Source organism: Labrenzia sp. ATLA3, from assembly GCF_057180185.1.
Map to the genome: position 1 here is coordinate 465,265 of NZ_JBXUKV010000001.1, position 15,370 is coordinate 480,634.

13 protein-coding genes are annotated in these 15,370 nt (G+C 58.3%); 5 read left to right on the forward strand and 8 right to left on the reverse strand.

The window, feature by feature from the left end; translation table 11 throughout:
• Positions 1–240: 240 nt before the first annotated feature.
• The 4 genes from AC2A6O_RS02055 to ndk all read right to left on the reverse strand — a co-directional run bounded on the left by AC2A6O_RS02055 (position 241) and on the right by ndk (position 4,695).
• Positions 241–2,340: a molybdopterin-containing oxidoreductase family protein gene (locus AC2A6O_RS02055; protein ID WP_498925534.1), complete on the reverse strand. Its 2,100-nt coding sequence runs from the start codon at positions 2,338–2,340 to the stop codon at positions 241–243.
• A gap of 105 nt (positions 2,341–2,445) precedes the next feature.
• Positions 2,446–2,883: an EF-hand domain-containing protein gene (locus tag AC2A6O_RS02060; protein ID WP_498925535.1), complete on the reverse strand. Its 438-nt coding sequence runs from the start codon at positions 2,881–2,883 to the stop codon at positions 2,446–2,448.
• 87 nt (positions 2,884–2,970) lie between these two features.
• Entirely contained in the window at positions 2,971–4,104 is a 1,134-nt protein-coding gene (locus AC2A6O_RS02065) for a YHYH protein (RefSeq protein WP_498925537.1), read from the reverse strand.
• Positions 4,105–4,272: 168 nt separating this feature from the next.
• Complete coding sequence (ndk, locus tag AC2A6O_RS02070) at positions 4,273–4,695, reverse strand: nucleoside-diphosphate kinase (protein WP_498925538.1); 423 nt, start codon at positions 4,693–4,695, stop codon at positions 4,273–4,275.
• Positions 4,696–4,939: 244 nt separating this feature from the next.
• On the opposite strand from ndk, the gene AC2A6O_RS02075 reads away from it, so the two are divergent.
• A complete protein-coding gene (locus AC2A6O_RS02075; RefSeq protein ID WP_498925539.1) occupies positions 4,940–5,833 on the forward strand; it encodes a DUF4344 domain-containing metallopeptidase in 894 nt (297 codons plus the stop codon).
• Here the strand turns inward: AC2A6O_RS02075 and AC2A6O_RS02080 are convergent.
• Positions 5,818–6,846: a helix-turn-helix transcriptional regulator gene (locus AC2A6O_RS02080; protein WP_498925540.1), complete on the reverse strand. Its 1,029-nt coding sequence runs from the start codon at positions 6,844–6,846 to the stop codon at positions 5,818–5,820. The genes AC2A6O_RS02075 and AC2A6O_RS02080 overlap by 16 nt on opposite strands.
• 153 nt (positions 6,847–6,999) lie before the next feature.
• Between AC2A6O_RS02080 and AC2A6O_RS02085 the strand changes: the two genes are divergently transcribed.
• The 4 genes from AC2A6O_RS02085 to AC2A6O_RS02100 all read left to right on the forward strand — a co-directional run bounded on the left by AC2A6O_RS02085 (position 7,000) and on the right by AC2A6O_RS02100 (position 12,180).
• Positions 7,000–8,070, forward strand: coding sequence for an alpha/beta hydrolase family protein (locus AC2A6O_RS02085; RefSeq protein ID WP_498925541.1), 1,071 nt, complete (start codon positions 7,000–7,002; stop codon positions 8,068–8,070).
• Positions 8,071–8,183: 113 nt separating this feature from the next.
• Complete coding sequence (locus AC2A6O_RS02090) at positions 8,184–10,067, forward strand: ABC-F family ATP-binding cassette domain-containing protein (protein ID WP_498925542.1); 1,884 nt, start codon at positions 8,184–8,186, stop codon at positions 10,065–10,067.
• Positions 10,067–10,765: an HAD family hydrolase gene (locus AC2A6O_RS02095; protein ID WP_498925543.1), complete on the forward strand. Its 699-nt coding sequence runs from the start codon at positions 10,067–10,069 to the stop codon at positions 10,763–10,765. The genes AC2A6O_RS02090 and AC2A6O_RS02095 overlap by 1 nt, the downstream gene beginning before the upstream one ends.
• A gap of 161 nt (positions 10,766–10,926) precedes the next feature.
• A complete protein-coding gene (locus AC2A6O_RS02100; protein ID WP_148584191.1) occupies positions 10,927–12,180 on the forward strand; it encodes a hypothetical protein in 1,254 nt (417 codons plus the stop codon).
• A gap of 23 nt (positions 12,181–12,203) precedes the next feature.
• On the opposite strand, the gene AC2A6O_RS02105 is transcribed toward AC2A6O_RS02100, so the two are convergent.
• The 3 genes from AC2A6O_RS02105 to AC2A6O_RS02115 form a co-directional block, all read right to left on the reverse strand.
• The gene (locus AC2A6O_RS02105) at positions 12,204–12,596 is read right to left on the reverse strand and encodes a rhodanese-like domain-containing protein (RefSeq protein WP_148584192.1); all 393 of its coding nucleotides are present in this window, start codon (positions 12,594–12,596) and stop codon (positions 12,204–12,206) included.
• A gap of 85 nt (positions 12,597–12,681) precedes the next feature.
• On the reverse strand, positions 12,682–13,134 hold the full coding sequence (locus AC2A6O_RS02110; RefSeq protein ID WP_148584193.1) for a DNA polymerase III subunit chi: 453 nt from the start codon (positions 13,132–13,134) through the stop codon (positions 12,682–12,684).
• Positions 13,135–13,652: 518 nt separating this feature from the next.
• Positions 13,653–15,152 carry a leucyl aminopeptidase gene (locus AC2A6O_RS02115; RefSeq protein ID WP_498925544.1) on the reverse strand — a complete coding sequence of 500 codons (1,500 nt, stop codon included), beginning with the start codon at positions 15,150–15,152 and terminating at the stop codon, positions 13,653–13,655.
• Between the last annotated feature and the right edge of the window lie 218 nt (positions 15,153–15,370).

Genomic DNA, 15,370 nt, shown 5'->3' on the forward strand with positions numbered 1-15,370 from the left:
TCTGAATTTTTCGAGGCAGGCGGTGACATCGGATAGCGATGCACCGCCTTTTCCTTTCTGAATTCGAGAGGCTATGGAGCAAGTGCCCCATCCTTCGAGACGGTGCTTCGCACCTCCTCAGGATGAGGATGAATGTATTGCTCTGCTTACGTCTGAACGCACTTCCGCCTCATCCTGAGGAGCGAGCTTGCTCGCGTCTCGAGGGATGGGCCGCGATCTGCGAACAAACCGGCTGCCACGTCAAACCGCCCTCACCCACACAGCAGTGTCATGGAAGGCGGCGCCGCCATAAGGGGCCACCGGGTCGGCGCCGGTGAGCGTGTTGATGCCGCGCCCATCCTCGAAGGCGTCGTTCGGCCAGATGCCTTCGGAAATTACGGTGCCCGGTGCGACGGTCGCGACATGCCGCGCATGCAGTGTTACGACACCCCGCCGGTTGCCCATCTTCACCTTGGCGCCATCTTCAATGCCGAAGCGCTCTGCCTCTTCCGGACGCAGCCAGATTTCCGGACGGCCCTCTTTCTTTTTCGAGCTGTCGGTCTCGTTGAACGTGGAATTCAGGAACGAGCGCGCCGGTGATGTCACAAGACGGAACGGATGTTGCTCGTCGGCAAGTTCGATGCTGTCCCACTGGTCCGGCAGCTCCGGCATCGTCTGCCATGGGCCGAAAGCAGTGCCGTCTTCCGGCTTGTTGGGCGAGTAAGAACGCCCCCAGTCGGCCTTGAAGTGGAACTTGCCGTCGGCATGGCCGAACCCCTTGAGGTAGTGCGCCGTTTCGAAATCGGGCTGCAGGTCGACCCACTTTCCAGCCTCAAGGTCCGCAAGCGTTCCATAGTTCGAATTGCGCAACAGCCAGTCGATATGATCGCGCGCGCTCATATCGAAACCGGGGTGAGATTTTGAGTCAACGCGCCTGGCAATCTCATTGATAACAAATATGTTTTCTCTTGGACCCGCAGGCGGCTCCACCGCTTTGGGACCCAGCATCAGATACTGGTGACCGCCGCCTTTATAAAGGTCGTCATGCTCCAGGAACTGGGTTGCCGGCAGCACAATGTCGGCCATCTGCGCCGTTTCTGTCAGGAAGTGCTCGTGGACGACGGTGAAGAGGTCCTCGCGGGCGAAGCCCTGCTTTACCAGTTCCTGTTCCGGTGCCACGGAACCAGGGTTGGTGTTCTGGATGAGCATCGCCTTTACAGGCGGACCGCCGAGCAGCGCCGCCTCGTCGCCGGTCAGAATGCGTCCGACGAGGCTCTGATCAAGGGTACGAACCGTCGGGTCCTTCAGTGAGCCGGCTTCAATCATTTCCTTGTTGAGCTGATAAATGGCACCGTTGTTGTGAAAGGCGCCACCGCCTTCTTCCTTCCAGCAACCGGTGACAGCGGCAATGGAACTGGCGGCATGCATGCCGACGGCCCCGTTGCGAGACCGGGTGAAGCCATAGCCGAGCCGGAAATACGTCTTCCTGACTGTCCCGATCAGGCGCGCCAGCTCCTCGATACGGGAGGCTTCCAGCCCTGTAATCTTCGCCGCCCATTCCGGTGTCTTCGCCTTCAGATGCGCTTCCAGCTCGGCCGGGCAGTCGGTGTAGGTTTCCAGATAGTCCCGATCAGCGTAGCCATCGCGGAAGAGTACATGCATGACGGCACAGGCAAGTGCAGCGTCCGTGCCGGGTTTCAGGATGATGCCCACGTCCGCCTGCTTCATCGTCTCGGTCTCATAGACGTCTACGACAATGATGCGTGCCCCCTGCTTCTTACGGGCGGCTATGGCGTGGGTCATGACATTGACCTGGGTCGCAACCGGATTTGTGCCCCAGATGACGATCTGGCCGGAAACCGCCATCTCACGTGGATCGGGACCCGCCAGCTTGCCGGTTCCGGCGACGTATCCCGTCCAGGCCATGTTGGTGCAGAAACTGTCGAACTGGCGTGAATAGCCCTTGGAATGGCGCAGACGATGAATACTGTCCCGCTGCACCATGCCCATCGTTCCGGCATAGTGATATGGCCAGACGCTTTCGGCGCCGAATTCAGCTTCAGCTGCCAGAAACTTTTCGGCGATCAGGTCAAGCGCCGCATCCCAGGAGATTTCCTCAAACCGGCCCTCTCCTTTTTTGCCGGTGCGCCGCAGCGGCTTCAGCAGGCGGTCCGGATGATAGAGCCGTTCGGGATAGCGGGCGACCTTCGCGCAGATCACGCCTGCTGTGTAGGCATTGTCCTTGGCACCATTCAGCCGGCGCACGTCGCCATGCGGATAGAAATGCACTTCGAGCGCACAGGTCGACGGGCAATCGTGCGGACAGGCGGAAAAAGTGCTCTTGGGCGGCTGCTGGTTCATGATGCCTTACTGAATTTTCTCGGACGTGAGCCCGGCAAGGTTCCCCCAGCGCGGCCACCTGTCAAGTCAGATGGCCGCTTTTACCCGCTATCGGAGCGGGAATTATCACCTGCGCTGACCGAAATCCGCCGTGGTCACGACACCATCGCCGTTGCGGTCGATCAATTCGATCCATGCCTGTGCGTTATTCAGGAATTCGGCTTCGGAGACCTTGCCGTCACCATCGGTATCATTGACGTCCAGCGCCATGCCGTTTGCAGGGTTGCCAGCGCCCCTCCCCATTCCCTGGGGTTCATTCGCGGCCTGGTCCTGCGCTCTTGCCTCATCGAACAGGACGTATTCTTCTGCATCCAGAAAACCATCTTCATTGGCGTCAAAGCTGGCAAAGACATCGCTGCGCCGTTCACGCGCTTCCTCAGCCGTCACGGCCCCGTCGCCATCCAGGTCCCAGTTTTCCACGAAGTGAGAGCCCGGGCCTTCTGCGGCCCATCCAGCGCTGGAGATTGCCAGAAAAAGAGCGGCTCCGAGAGTGATCGTTTTCATGTTCTTCCCTTTCTTCATTATGTTCGAATTTTTGAATGTTATTCTTTCAAAAAAAGTGCGTGATGGCCACGCACTTTCTGTTTCCGATCAACTGCCGCTACAGGGAGACCGTCCTCCTCGTCCTGCATTCGGCCGCCCGCCGGGTGGCGGGCCGCCGTTGCGCGGACCCAATCCTGGTCGTTGCCCCGGTGGCGGCGGACGACCTCCCGGCAGAAACCTCGGCGGTTTCCCGCCCTGGGCCTGGACAAGCGTTACGGCAGCATCGCGATTGTCCGACAGCGCGGCAAAGTCGATCGTTGGACGATCGCTTTCGTCTTGAAGCTCTCCCCGCATACCACCACGCTTCAGGCGCAGAAAACTGCTGTCGGGAGTACCCATCCAGCAGCGCGGAATGAACGGAAACATATCTGTGAGCACATAGTGATAGGTGCCCCTGGGGTATTGCGGCGTAACCGCGAAGCGGCCGTTGCACTGGTCGAGGTCACCTGCACCGGCAACATAGGCCCAGTCCTGCGTGAACTTGCCATTGTAGCGCCCGCCCGGCCCACCTGGCCGGTTGCCTGACTTCAGCTTGTAGCTGCTCTTCAACTTTTTCAGACCCGATTTCCGCTGAGGATCGGAATAGCCATATGGGCCGTAAATCGGAAAGCCGTCGGCGGCAAAGCCAAGCAACGCTGGAACCGACTTGCCTTCTTCCGAAGCCATGACCCCGGTCGGAATGCCGTGATAGTGGTAGGTTCCATCCGGTTGGACATGGGCGTTGTATTGGTCGAGCCCCAGCTTGCAACCACCGCCCAGCGCCTCGTAGTTCCACCCGGACCGCCGGTCGTTCTGCCAGAACTCAGCCGTACCTGGGTCCATGACAACACCGTTCACGGCGATGCCGAAGACCGCACCTTGTGCCTTGGTCGCGCTGGCGTTCCTGTGTGGAACCAAAGGGACTTTCAGATTGTAGTTCTTCTTTGAAATTGTGTGCGGGTTGCCACGGTTGGGAAATTGCCCAGGCGGTTTCGACGGATAGCCGTTGCCGTGGATATGGCGGTAGTTCCCCTCAACGGAAATGTCGGCCGAGGCTTCTGCCTTCGGCACCAGCAAGTTCCAGACTTCCTCCAGGGCATGGGCATGCTCGACGGTTTCTTCACCCGCCAGCCGTGCCGTGCTGTCATGCGCGGCAGCCGGTGCTGCAATCAACACTCCGGCAAGCGCTATGGATATGCGCATCGCTTTCTCCCGATCTCTTCGCCCACGAGCAGAGTATGGCGGTTAAGAGAGCGAGAAGCTGTCGAGCAATCGCATCAAAGTGTAACGCGATGTAACGGGAGGCAGGCCGAAAAACAGAAAAAGCCGGCCCCTGAGGACCGGCTTTGAAGTCAATTGATTGTCCGAAGTTTAGCCGACGAGCTCAACACCGGAGAACCAGAAGGCGATTTCTTCGGCAGCGGTTTCAGCCGCATCGGAGCCGTGAACGGAGTTTTCGCCGATGGACAGCGCGTATTCCTTGCGGATCGTGCCTTCTGCAGCGTCAGCCGGGTTGGTTGCACCCATGACTTCACGGTTCTTGGCAATGGCGTCTTCACCTTCCAGAACCTGAACGACGGTCGGGCCGGAAGACATGAACTCGGTCAGTTCGCCGAAGAACGGACGTTCCTTGTGAACCGCATAGAATGCTTCTGCTTCGCGCAGGGACATCCAAACACGCTTGGACGCAACAACGCGCAGGCCGGCTTCTTCGAGCTTGGCGGTGATGGCACCGGTCAGGTTACGCTTGGTGGCGTCCGGCTTGATCATGGAAAACGTGCGTTCAATCGCCATGGTTTCATCTTTCTCGTTTCAGCAGCGGACCGGCGGAGTGCCGGTTCCGGATTTCTAGAATTTCGCGGCCTTAATACCGGGGCACTGCCACGCCCGCAAGGGGGCCTGGTCATGACATTTTGATGTCAGTAACCGGTATGTGTCTGAATACGGTGCTGGCAAACATTTCAACGGCTGCCTAAGTTGGCTCGCAAAGGCAAAGCTGCGCGATCGGTTCGCGGCGCTCTTTTCAGGAAATGACACCATGGTCGAACGCTTCGCGCTCTTGCCGACGCTCCTTTTCGCCGCAGTCGCATCGCTGTGGCTCAGCTTTGCTGCCGGGCCGGCAGAGGCCAATACAACGGAAAGCGACACCCCGCAAACCGCTCGCACTCTATCAGAAAAGCTTGCGGCTCTTTCCCCCGAACAGCTCGAAGAGCTCTTCGTCTTCGTTTCCGGCAACACGCTGTTCACGCTCTACCACGAGAGCGGACACATGCTGATTTCGGAGCTTGAACTTCCCGTGCTGGCGCAGGAAGAGGATGCGGTCGATAATCTGGCCACCATTTCCATGCTCGGTGCGGACACCGGCGACATGGACCTTTATCTCACGCAGGCGATGATCGGCTGGTTCCTGATCGCAGACGAGAATTACGACGATCTCGTTTTCTACGACGAACACGATCTGGACCTGCAACGCGGCTACAAGATGCTGTGCCTGATGGTGGGGGTCGACGAAGATGCCTTTCTGGATCTCGCCAGGGACCTGGAGCTGCCTGAGGAGCGGATCGAAAGCTGTGCCTTCGATTACGACCAGGCGTCTGGCTCCTGGGAGGCCGTAACGGATCCCCACCTCAGGGACAGCGATACACCCGGCGGCAAGATCAAGGTTGTCCATGATCCGGCGTCCCGCGATATGGAGACCATGGCCCTGTTTCTGAAGGAAAGCGGCCTGATGGAACTGGTCGCCCGGGAATTCGACACGTTTTACGATTTACCCAGGCCCGTCACCTTCCGCTCGGCTGCCTGCGGCGAGGAAAATGCCTTTTGGGATCCAGATACACGTGAAGTGATCCTCTGCCACGAGTTGCTCGCCGGCCTGGCAGAGCTCTATCTAAGCGTACCTGAGGTGGACGAAAACGCTCAGAACGCGGACTGAGCCTTCTTGCGGTAAGCGCCAGGCGCTTCGCCATATGCCTTCTGGAATTCCCGGTAAAAGTTCGATCGGGTGAGAAACCCGGCCCGTTCCTGGACCCGGCCGACAGGGTCATCGGTCGAGGCTAACAGCCGGGCGGCTTCCTCAAGGCGCACCAGATTGACGAACTGGCTGACGTTGACACCTTCCACCGCGTTGACAGCCCTGGAAAGATCTCGGTCCGGAACACCGACCCGGCGGGCCAACCGAGTGAGTGTCAGCGAAGGATCTCTGAAAAACTCCTGAGCGATCAGAACCCTTCTGGCAGATTCAACCAGTTCTGCCTGCTGCGCATCGCTTGCAGCAAACTCTTTCCCGGTATCCCTGGACTGCCTAAACCGGGTGCCCAGAAATCCGATACCGGCCCCAACTGCAAGCACCAGGAAAAACAGGCTTGCCCCTGAAATTGCCAGAGCTGCTGCCCCCTGTCTTTCTTGCGCGAACAGATAGGCAACGAGAGCATCGATCAGAATCGTGGCCACAATGACCAAAATGGAGAAGAGAAGCAGCTTGTGCAGCAGGCCACCCATGTTGGTCGGCGCTTCAACAAAGACGTCCTGCCCGTTGATCCAGATCCGTGCGAGAGCCAGCGCATAGACCGCATAGCTCATCCCGATCACTCCATCGACATATCCCGTCACCGGCACCGGCACATACAAGGCAGTCGTTACAATGATCGCCGCCCCAAGGTTCCATACAATCAGTCGCCGGGCCTTTTCGATGGGGACCGTGAGGGAAACGAAGGCCAGATAAATGAGCGGCGCTATCCACACGGGCAGAACCCGTTGAACCGCAAGAAACTCGAAATGCCCATAGGCGAAGCGCAGTCCGACCAAGGACGCCTCGATCGCCATCAGGCAAAACACGCCGGCAAACATTCCGCGTGCCCGTCCAGGCAGAGACCGCCAGGCCAGGGTCGCCAAGGCGAGCCCTCCGAACAATGCGGCAAGCAGGAAAGACACCGGAATGCTGATCATCTTTGGTTCAACGCGCTCGGCTGTGGTGACAAAACACCTTGTAGCTCCTGTCCTTTATCACGTTTGAGGACAGGACATCGCCTCCGAGGCAATTGTCAACAGATCTGGCGAAGCGCATCTCAAGGACTTCCTGCTAACACCCCTGGAGGTTCCATGTATCCGTCATCCAACCGTCTCGTTCGGCCCATCCGGCTGCTCAGGCTTGCCGTGTCACTTGCCGGTGCTCTCGGTCTCGCGACAGGCGCACTTGCCGAGGACACACTTCGCTACGGGCCGGGTGTCACCAAGATCACCGTCGAGGACGCGCGCAATGACCGGCCCCTTGAAGGTGACCTCTGGTATCCAACCGCAACGCCAGACATCCTGCCCCGGGCAGACACGAGCAAGGTCTGGCAAATGGCACTGGCCGATCCTGACGGTAAAGCCGCCGAAGGCGTTTTTCCGCTCGTCGTCGTATCGCACGGCATGTACGGCAACACGTTAAACCAGGCCTGGCTTGGTTCTGAACTTGCCCGTCACGGCTATTTCGTTGCCATGGTCAACCATCCGGGGACCAGCTCGTTCCTGCGCGATCCTGACCAGGCCCGCAAACTCTGGGACAGGCCCGTCGACCTGTCTCGCCTTATCAGCTTCCTGATCGAGGACAGCCCCTACAAGGACAGTATCGACCCGGAACGGATCTATGCGGCCGGCCATTCCCTTGGCGGCTTCACAGTCCTGCTTTTGGCTGGCGCTGAATTCGAGCCTGACCGGTATGAGCGCGAGTGTTCGGGTGAGGCACTGCCGACGGCCTGCCAGGTGCTGACGGATTGGTCCGTCGCGAAAACGGAGGCCGACCGGAACGAGATGGCAAAATCCCGAAAGGACCTGCGGCTGACCAAGGTCATCAGCCTGGATCTTGGTGGAACGCCGGTCCTTTCACGCGACAGCCTGAGCGCCATAGACATTCCGGTTCTCGTACTGGGTTCGCAGCGTGCCGACATGCTGAACCAGGAAGTCGAGTCGCGTGCGCTGGCCGCTGCCCTGCCCGCCGACAAGGTCCGTCATGTGGAAATGGCTGATGCCGGGCATTTCGACTTCATGGGTGTGTGCAAGCCGGAAGGATTTGCCATCCTGGAAGAATATGAGCCGGGCGACGAAATCGTCTGCATCAAAGGCAGCAAGGAACGCGAAGAGCAGCATCAACGTATCCTGATGGAAATTCTTGGCTTCCTGGAGCCTTGAGACAGGGCGCGGCGGGCTCAAAAGTGCAGCAATGCCACAGCCCGCCGCCCGAACGATTTTTCGTTCCGGTTTCCACTTGCATCCTTAAGGGCGCTCCGCCAAACATCCGCCTTATGTTGCAGATTACGGACCTTACATATCGGATCGGAGATCGCCTCCTGATCGACACAGCCAGCGTTACACTTCCCGGCAAGGCCAAGACCGGTCTTGTCGGCCGAAATGGCGCCGGCAAATCAACGCTGTTCAAGATCATCACCGGAGATCTTTCCACCGAGACCGGCTTTGTGCAGATCCCGAAGCGTGCGCGCATCGGTCAGGTCGCGCAGGAAGCACCCGGCACGGAAGAAACCCTGATGGAAGTCGTGCTGGCCGCGGACAAGGAACGCAGCCAATTGCTCGCGGAAGCAGAAACGCAGACTGATCCGGAACGGATCGCCGAGATCCACACCCGGCTTGCCGACATTGGTGCGCACACGGCCGAGGCCAGGGCCGGCGCGATTTTGTCCGGTCTCGGATTTGACGCTGCCGCACAGCAGCGGCCCTGTTCATCCTTTTCCGGCGGATGGCGCATGCGTGTCGCCCTGGCAGCTGTCCTGTTTTCCGAACCTGACCTTCTGTTACTCGACGAGCCGACCAACTATCTCGATCTGGAAGGCACGATGTGGCTGGAGAACTATGTTGCCCGCTACCCGCATCAGGTGCTTCTGATCTCCCATGACAGAGACCTTCTGAACAAGGCCGTCGACAGCATCGTCCATCTGGACCGGGGCAAGATGACCTACTATTCCGGCGGGTATGACAGTTTCGACCGGCAACGGCGCGAAGCGATGATCCTGGCCGAAAAGGCCAAGGAAAAGCAGGACGCCCAGCGCAAGCACATGCAGGCCTTTGTCGACCGGTTCCGCTACAAGGCCAGCAAGGCCCGGCAGGCTCAGTCCCGGCTGAAAATGCTGGAAAAGATGCAGCCCATAGCCGCCCTCACCGACGAGAGCAGCAAACCGATCCATTTCCCCGATCCGGAAAATCAGCTTGCCCCGCCCATCCTGAAACTGGAAGACGTGTCGACAGGCTATGGCGATACCAAGATCCTGTCTCGGTTGACGCTGAACATCGACACCGATGACCGGATTGCTCTGCTGGGGGCCAACGGCAACGGCAAATCGACATTCGCCAAGCTGATTTCCGGTCGCCTGGGCGCCATGGATGGCGAGATCACCAAGGCGTCAAAACTGAAGATCGCCTTTTTCGCCCAGCATCAGCTCGATGAGCTGAAACCGGCGGAAAATGCCGTCGCCCATGTACGCACCTTGATGCAGGACGCGCCGGAGGCAAAGGTGCGCGCCCGCGTTGCACGCATGGGCCTTCCGACCGACCGGATGGACACGCCTGCGAAAGACCTGTCCGGCGGAGAAAAGGCGCGTCTGCTTTTAGGACTGGCAACCTTTGACGGTCCGCACCTGCTGATCCTCGACGAACCGACAAACCACCTCGATATCGACAGCCGTGAGGCGCTGGTGATGGCCCTGAACGACTTTCAGGGAGCCGTTGTCCTGATCAGCCACGACAGGCATCTCGTCGAAGCCTGCGCAGACCGGCTTTGGCTGGTGGCCGACGGCAAGGTGGAGCCTTATGACGGCGACATGGAAGACTATCGTCGGCTGATCCTGCAGGGGCCCGAAGCGGTTCAGAAAGCCCGTGACAAGGCCGCTGCGGAAGCCGACAAGGCAAATGCGCAGGAAAAACGCCGCGATGCTGCCGTCAAACGCGGACTTCTGAAACCGTTGAAACAGAAGATCGATGCCGCCGAAAAGGAAATGAAGCGCCTGCAGGACAAGATCGGCAAGCTGGACGATGCGCTTGCTGATCCGGAGTTCTTTACCAAAGACCCAGAGCGGGCCGCCAAGTTCGCCAAGGAACGGGCCTTCTGCGAGAAAAAACTGATCAAGACCGAAGAGGACTGGCTCGAACTTTCCGCCGAATTCGAGGAGGCTTCCTGATGGCCACGATCACGACACTCGGTTTCGATGCCGACGACACGCTCTGGCACAACGAACGGGTGTTCAGGCTGACGGAAGAACGCTTCGCGGCCCTGCTTGGCGACTATACCGACAAGGCTCATCTGGCAGACCGCTTGCTGGCCGCAGAACGGCGTAATGTTCTGCATTACGGTTACGGTGTGAAGGGCTACACCCTTTCGATGATCGAAACGGCGATCGAAGTGACAGATCGGCAGGTGCCTGCGGATGTCATCGCCGAGATCCTGGAAGCCGGGCGCGAAATGATGACACACCCGGTGGAACCGCTTCCTTTCGTTGAAGAGACGCTAAAGACGGTGAAGTCGGCGTTCAAGCTGGTGCTGATCACCAAGGGCGATCTGTTCGACCAGGAGCGCAAGGTGACAGCCTCCGGCCTCGACGTCTATTTCGATGCAATCGAGATCGTCTCGGAAAAAACCGACGAGACATACCGCTCCCTGTTTTCCCGCCACGGCAGCGGCCCTGGCGAGGCACTGATGGTTGGCAACTCGCTGAAGTCGGACATTCTGCCGGCTCTGGAGGCAGGTGCTTTTGGTGCCCATGTCCCCTATGAGCTTACCTGGGCGCTGGAAGAAGCGGATGAGCCCCGTGGTCACGACAGATTGTACCGGCTGGACCATATCGGCAAGCTGCCGCAATTGCTTGCTCGCCTGAGCTAATGCGGTGCGCCATGACGGAAAATTTCGGCTGAAGGCGAAGCCAATTAAATTCTGACGGGTTGTCGTAAGTGAACATTCAGAACCTGGCGGCACCTTGACGGTATAGCCGCCATTGTTTCCGCAAGGTTCGATTATTCGCACGCTTCAAATCAGGATATGCAATGCCTCTCTCCAGAACCGTCACGCTTTTCCTTGGTGCAACTGCACTCGTGGTTGCCCCTTCCCTTTCCCCGGATGTACCTCAGCTTTCTTTCCACGTGGACAAGGCCTTTGCCAAGAATGGCAATGGTGGCGGGAATGGAAACGGCGGTGGTGGCAATGGAAACTCCGGCGGAAATGGCAACGGCGGCGGTAACAAGGGCAATTCCGGCAACAAGGGCAACAGCGGCAACGCCAACCGGGGTGGCAACTCCGCTTCCAACGGCAACAAGGGACTTGGGATATTCAACCGCGGCAACGGTTCAAAGCAGGCCAAATCGAACAATGGCAACGGGAATGGAAAAGGCCTCGGGGGCTTTCTGAATTCCGTTTTCGGCACCCAGAATTCAAAAAATTCCGGCAAGCGTCACACCGTCTCAAGGGGCAAGAGCGCTACGACGAGCCACCGGCTTCCCAAGGCCGAGCGGGCGACGCTGGCGAGTATTGCGGTAACCCCGCAGGCAAGCCCCGCCGGTAAACCGAAGAACTTCAATGCCAAGCTCGGCCGGCTTAATTCCCTGAACCGGAATTACCACGCCTATCTCAATTCCAACGACCCGCATCTGTCCGCCATCCAGGCCTATATTAACGACAGCCTCGCCTACGAGCAGCTCTCCGCAGATTTGCAGGGTCTCGAACAGAACTTTCTGACGGCTCGCACCTTTTTCGAAGGACAGTTGCAGGATGTGGAAAGCTTTGATGGCTTTGCCTACGAAGATCTCACGTCTCAACAGCTTGAAGACCGGCTTGCGGAACTTGAAAGCCTCGATCCGACCGGTTTGACGGAAAGCGAGCTGACCGCTCTCGAAACCGAAAAACGGACGCTTGAAAACGCACTGCAAAGCGACGCCTATTCGGATTTCAAAACGGCTGAAAGCCAATATCAAACGGGAAAGACCACCCAGGACACACTTTCCGAAGATATCTCTGACACAGCGCTTGAAGACGCTCTGCTTGCGATGGCAAACGAGAACCGTGTCCGCGAATATGGCGACGACTACGTCGACGAGGAAATGCTCGATTGGGCCAAGCAAGTTCTCGGTGTTGGCGACTATGTCGGAAAGATTGATGAAATCCGCGAGGCGACCGAAGCCCCGGACGAGGGCGAAGACCCTCTTGATCCCGATGAAACCGCCAACGCCGGCGACGACCAGAACGGACCAGACGGGTCAGACACCGATCCGGATGAGTTGCGCCTGATCTCGACTTCCAACTAGTTCAATGAAGTGGGGCGACATTTTCAGTCTTTCTGTTCGACAGGACCGCCCTGCTCTACCCAATCTGCAAAACCGTCTTTCAGGTGTGCGGCCTCAAACCCCATATCCTGAAGCATCGCGACCGTGAGCGCAGAGCGCCAGCCTGCGGCGCAATGGAAGATGAAGCGTTTGTTCTGTGAGAAGACCTCCTTGTGATAGGGGCTCTCCGGATCTACCCAAAATTCGATCATGCCGCGTGGGCAATGAACACTTCCGGGAATGAAACCAAGTTTCTGACGCTCGCGCACATCTCGCAGGTCGATGAAGACGACATCGGGGTCTTCCACCAGCGCAATGGCAGCATCGGTGTCGACTTCCTCAATCCGGGCTCTGGCGTTGGCAACCATATCCGCCGAGGACATTTTCAGTTTCTTCATGAGACTTTCCTCCACTGCCGGCAACGCGCAGCAACACGGCCGATCTTATCCTAAAATGCTCATTCACCGCCGGCGCCGTTTCAGCCTAGGCCTTGCGTTCCCAGCCGCCGGCTTCGGTCTGTTGCCAGTAAGCGATTTCGAAGCCTTCCGCCTTGGCGTCTTTCCAGCGGCTACGCGCTTCCTGCACGGCGTCGGTGTCGTTGCCGTCAAACATGTAGATTGCGCGTTTGTAGCCGCTCAGCGCGGGTGGCGTGGCCCTGTCGACCAGAAACCTCACATCGGCTTCGTTCGGATTATCCTGATCTGACGTGAGATAAATCGGCTGGTGTTCGGCAAACCCGTCTGCCTTGGTACCGTGCGGTAGAAACCCGTCGTCCGCAAAGGTCCACAAATGGGCATCCAGAGCACTGCATCGCTCTGCGGTTCCTGTCTGGACAACGACCTTCCAGTCCCGTTCCAGGCACTTTTGCAAAAGCTGCGGCAGCGCCATTTCCAGCGGCTTGTGCAAAAGGTGATAAAATACAACTTCAACGCTCATGCTTGACCCTGTTTCGACGCTTCATTTGCACTTTCGCTTCCCGTTATCCACTGGCCTACCGGAATGTGGTGCAGGCCTGCAACACCCGTGTGTCCAAATTCCCCCAGGGAACAACATGACATGGACAGGCCACAAGACTCGTATCATTAACCCTTCGAAAATGTCGATTGGCTAGGTTTGTCTCCGGGGACGATCCAATGATCAGCTGATTTGGCCATGGATCAGTAATTTGGCTGGTGACCGGTTCTGGGAGCCAGCGCAAAAGGGGATTTGGTGAATGCTTGCGCGTGTCGTTGTGTTTTTTGCGTTGGTTGCTGTCGTTGCAGGCGCGACGCTGGGTATCGGTCTTCTGGTGGAACCGGCAACGGCTTGCCAGACCTACAAGACCTGCTGATCCAGGGTCGACAGTCTATTTCGAAAAACCCGCCTTTTACGGCGGGTTTTTCTTTGCCTTCGTCGGGGATGAAACTCGATGCGGCCCTTCCTGCAAAGACAACAGGAAGGGCGCAAGGTTGGCCTCAGCCTTCGTAGTGGTCTGCGACAAGCTGGTTCAGCAGACGAACGCCGTAGCCTGACGCCCAACTCTGGCAGATATCGTCTTTCGGCGCCCCAAATGCGGTTCCTGCAATGTCCAGATGCGCCCAGGGCACGTCGTTTGTGAAACGCTGCAGGAACTGGGCAGCGGTGATGGATCCGGCCCAGCGGCCACCGGTGTTCTTGACGTCCGCGTTGGGCGTGTCGATGATCTTGTCATATTCCTTGGACAGCGGCAGGCGCCAAAGCGGTTCACCGCTTGCTTTGGCAGATGCCAGCAACTTTTCAGCAAGTCCATCATCGTTGGAGAAAAGCCCGGCATTGAGATTGCCGAGTGCAACGAGAACCGCACCGGTAAGCGTCGCCAGATCGATCATGATCGCAGGCTTGTATTTCTGCTGAGTGTACCAGAGCGCATCTGCCAGGACCAAACGGCCTTCAGCATCCGTATTCAGGATCTCGATGGTGGTTCCGGACATGGCGGTGACAATGTCGCCGGGGCGTTGCGCATTGCCGTCCGGCATGTTTTCGACGAGACCTATGATGCCGATCACGTTTGCCTTGGCCTTGCGGCCTGCAATCGCGTGCATGGCGCCGACGACGGCTGCAGCGCCACCCATATCGCCCTTCATCTCCTCCATGCCCGCGGCCGGCTTGATGGAAATACCACCGGTGTCGAACACCACGCCCTTCCCAACGAAAGCGACTGGAGCCTCTCCCTTCTTGCCGCCATTCCAGCGCATCACGGCCAGTTGGGGTGGGCGAGTCGAGCCCTGGGCAACCCCAAGCAAGGCCGCCATCTTCAACTTCTTCATTTCCTTTTCGCCGAGCACCTCGACTTCGACGCCTAGCGCCTCCAGCTCCTTGGCTTTGGCGGCAAACTCTACAGGCCCCAGCACGTTTGCAGGCTCATTCACGAGTTCACGGGCCAGAATCACGCCGTCCGCAATGGCCTCGGCAGAGAACCAGGCTTTTTTCGACACCTTCGGATCGGCAACGGACAGTGTCACCTTCATGTTCCTGGGCTTGTCATCGTCTTTCTTGACAGTCTTGTAGGTGTCGAAGGCGTAGGCGCGGAGCTTTGTGCCCATGGCAAATTCGGCTGCCGCTGCGCCGGACGGGTCCACAGAATCCGGCAAGTCCAGAAGCACTGTTGCTGCATCGACTTTTGTTTTCTGCAGCTCGGCAAAGACCGCGCCGCCGAAAGCCCGCCAGTCATCGCCGGTCAACTCCGCAGCATCGCCGACACCAAAAACAATCAGGCGGTCGAGACCCGACCCGGCGGGCGCGACCAGATCGAGACTTGTCTTTTTCTTTCCTGAAAAACCTGCGATCCCGGCAGGACGCTGCAAGCCGCCCTCGATGCCCGCAACAACCTCCCCTGCAACCGTGCCCAGGCTGAGGTCGGTCCCGGCCAGGATTACGGCCACTCCGCCTTGCGGCGCCTCAGCCTTGGAGAAATTCAGTTTTGCAAGCTTGGTCATGCTTCGGTCCTGTTGGTTTTCTGGTTGGAGCAGTTGGGCGGTGGAAAGAAAAAGCGCCCTATCCCCTGAATTGTGATTTTCCTGTCAAAGCATGGGGTTTCAACAGCTTTTCGGCAAGAGCAGCAAAAATTAATGTATATTAACCATTCTTATTCATGGGCCATTCACCACATTCCGTGTTATTCGGTCCCAGGCCGATTATCGTCATTTTTGCAGGG